This window comes from Protofrankia sp. Cr1, from assembly GCF_963555865.1.
Lineage (GTDB): Bacteria > Actinomycetota > Actinomycetes > Frankiales > Frankiaceae > Protofrankia.
In genome coordinates, this window is record NZ_CAUVXO010000099.1 from 1 (window position 1) to 3,149 (window position 3,149).

Here is a 3,149-nt window from a genome sequence, read left to right on the forward strand (position 1 = left end):
GGCATGACCCGTACGGCCGCCGGCAGCGCGCGAACGACATGATCGCGCCGCCTTTGGCCCAGGTAGCAACCTACCGGTCAGCGACGCAGGAGACGGCGGGCCTCCCCCACCGTCACAAGGGAACCGGTCACCAGCACCCCGGCACCGGCCAGGTGGGAATCCTCCTCTGCCAGGCGAACCCCCGCGTCGAGAGCGTCATCCAGACGCGAGGCAACCTCCACCCGGTCAGAGCCGAACACATCCACAGCGATCGCAGCGAGATCATCCACCGGCATGGCCCGTGGCGAACGGCTCTGGGTGACGACCACGGCGTTCAGCACGGGCTCCAGCGCGGCCAGAATGCCGGCCGCGTCCTTGTCCGCGAGCATCCCCACAACACCGACGAGGTGATCGAAGCTGAACGACTCCTCCACCGCCGCGACCAGCGCGTGCGCGCCCGCGACGTTGTGTGCGCCGTCCAACAGGACCGTCGGCGAGCGCCGGACGATCTCCAGTCGCCCTGGCGAATCGGCCTGCGCGAACCCGGCGCGGACGGCGTCGAGGTCGAGAATCTCCCGACCGCCACCGAGAAATCCCTCGACCGCCGCAAGCGCACACGCGGCGTTGTGAGCCTGATGCGCGCCGTGCAGGTGCAGCAACAGATCCTCATAGACACCACCAAGCCCACGGATAGTCACCCTCTGACCGCCAACGGCAAGATCGCGAGCAAGAACCCCGAACTCCAGCCCCTCGCGCGCCACCGTCGCTCCGACTTCGCCGGCCCGGCGCAGCAGCACCTCCGCCGCCTCCAACGGCTGCTGGCCGAGCACGACGAGCGCGTCGGCGTGGATGATGCCGGCCTTCTCCGCCGCCACCGCGTCGAGGGTGGCACCAAGTTCCTGATGATCAAGAGAGATCGGGGTCACCACCGTCACGGCCGCATTCAGCACGTTGGTCGCGTCCCAGGTCCCGCCCATGCCGACCTCGATGACACCGACATCGACCGGCGCGTCGGCGAAAGCGGCGAAAGCCATCGCGGTCAGCAGCTCGAAGAAGGTGACACGTTCGGGATGTTTGCTGTCGACAAGCTCAACGTAGGGGATGACGTCGTCGTACGCCTGGGTGAAGGCGGCAGCCGGAGCGGGTCGACCAGCCAGACAGATACGTTCAGTGACGCTCTCCAGGTGCGGGGACGTGTAACGGCCGGGTCTGATTCCGAAGGCGCACAGCAACGAATCCACCATGCGGGCGGTGGAGGTCTTGCCGTTGGTCCCCGTCAGATGGATCGAGGGGTAGGCCCGCTGGGGTTGGCCCAGCAGGTCGACCAAGTCCCGCATGCGTTCCAGATCGGGCAGCATCCGATGCGGGAAACGTTCGGCCAGCGCCCTGCTCACCCGGGTGAGAGCGGCCGTGTCGGCGTCCGCGACAGTGTCCGGCTGACTTGTCATGTCAGGCCGACTTCTCCTGGCGGGGACCCCGCTTGGATGCGGCGACGTCGCGTGGCACGAGCGTCGGGTTGACATGCTCCAGAACGACCTCGCGGGTCACCACTGCCCGGGCGACGTCCTTGCGGCTGGGAATATCGTACATGACCGACAGCAGGACCTCCTCCATGATTGCTCGGAGCCCACGCGCACCAGTCCCTCGCAGTATTGCCTGGTCCGCGATCGCGTCCAACGCGTCACCCGTAAAGTCAAGATCGACATTATCCAGCTCGAACAACTTCTTGTACTGACGCACCAGAGCGTTCTTCGGTTCGGTCAGGATGCGGATGAGCGCTTCCCGGTCAAGACTCGACACGCTGGTGATCACTGGCAGTCGACCTATGAACTCGGGAATCATTCCATATTTGAGCAGATCCTCCGGCATGACGTCGGTGAAGATGTTGGCCACATCCGGATCGTCCTTGCCATGCAGGACCGCGCGGAACCCCAGCGATTTCTTCCCGATCCGCGAATCGATGATCCGATCGAGCCCGGCAAAGGCCCCACCGACGATGAACAGGACGTTCGTCGTGTCGATCTGGATGAATTCCTGGTGCGGATGCTTGCGACCACCCTGCGGGGGAACACTGGCGGTCGTTCCCTCCAGTATCTTCAGCAGCGCCTGCTGGACGCCCTCGCCGGAGACGTCCCGGGTGATACTCGGGTTCTCCGACTTGCGCGCGATCTTGTCGACCTCGTCAATGTAGATGATGCCGGTCTCGGCCTTTTTGACGTCGTAGTCGGCGGCCTGAATGAGTTTGAGCAGGATGTTCTCCACGTCCTCACCGACATATCCGGCCTCGGTGAGCGCGGTGGCATCGGCGATCGCGAACGGAACGTTGAGCATCCGCGCCAGGGTCTGCGCAAGCAGCGTCTTACCACATCCGGTGGGCCCCAGCAGGAGGATGTTGCTCTTCGCCAGTTCAACATCACCCTTGCTGTCACCACCGCCCACCTGAACGCGTTTGTAATGGTTGTAGACAGCAACCGACAGCGTCTTCTTGGCCTGCTCCTGGCCGACCACGTAGCCGTCCAGGAACTCATAGATCTCGCGCGGCTTCGGCAGCTCGTCCCACTTGAGATCAGAGGACTCCGACAGCTCCTCTTCGATGATCTCGTTGCAAAGATCAATACACTCGTCGCAGATGTAGACGCCGGGCCCGGCGATGAGCTTCTTCACCTGCTTCTGGGACTTGCCACAGAACGAGCACTTGAGCAGGTCACCGCCGTCACCTATGCGTGCCACCGAGGACTCAGTCCCTTCGTCCAGACGATGGTGTCGCCTGCAGGTCAGGGGCGGCCAGGCCGCCCGGTCGTCGCCTGTCTGTTACCATCCTGCCCTCTGCCGCCAGCGGCTGCGTCATGACGCCAGCGGCTTCGGGCTGCATATCCACATCTGCGGCATATCCACATCTGCTGCTGCCCAAAACTGCCGACGGCTCTGTCGTTGCGCCGGCCGCGATGGGCAAGGGCCTGTCTCCCCGTGGGGACCGTACCCCCTGAAGCCGCCCGGTGAGAGCCCTATCGCGCGGCTCGTGTGGGTCAGCCTACGGTCACCTGCCACGTCCTTGCGCGTCCACGCCGTCCGGATAGAACCTTTGAACAACGTGGACGCGCCACCTGTCCCAGCAACCGCGGTGGAGGCCGGATCCCCGCCGCCTCCGGGTGCGCGAAAAACCATGATCA

Annotated in this window: 2 protein-coding genes; both read right to left on the reverse strand. The window is 64.6% G+C overall.

What is annotated here, in order from left to right:
• Positions 1–77 precede the first annotated feature (77 nt).
• Positions 78–1,427: a folylpolyglutamate synthase/dihydrofolate synthase family protein gene (locus tag U9980_RS10710; protein ID WP_322767778.1), complete on the reverse strand. Its 1,350-nt coding sequence runs from the start codon at positions 1,425–1,427 to the stop codon at positions 78–80.
• A gap of 1 nt (position 1,428) precedes the next feature.
• The gene (clpX, locus tag U9980_RS10715) at positions 1,429–2,709 is read right to left on the reverse strand and encodes an ATP-dependent Clp protease ATP-binding subunit ClpX (protein ID WP_322747290.1); all 1,281 of its coding nucleotides are present in this window, start codon (positions 2,707–2,709) and stop codon (positions 1,429–1,431) included.
• Positions 2,710–3,149 lie beyond the last annotated feature (440 nt).

Bases quoted from the DNA above. Each gene is read 5' to 3' on its own strand.
- U9980_RS10710 (WP_322767778.1), bottom strand. From the start codon at position 1,427: ATGACAAGTCAGCCGGACACTGTCGCGGACGCCGACACGGCCGCTCTC.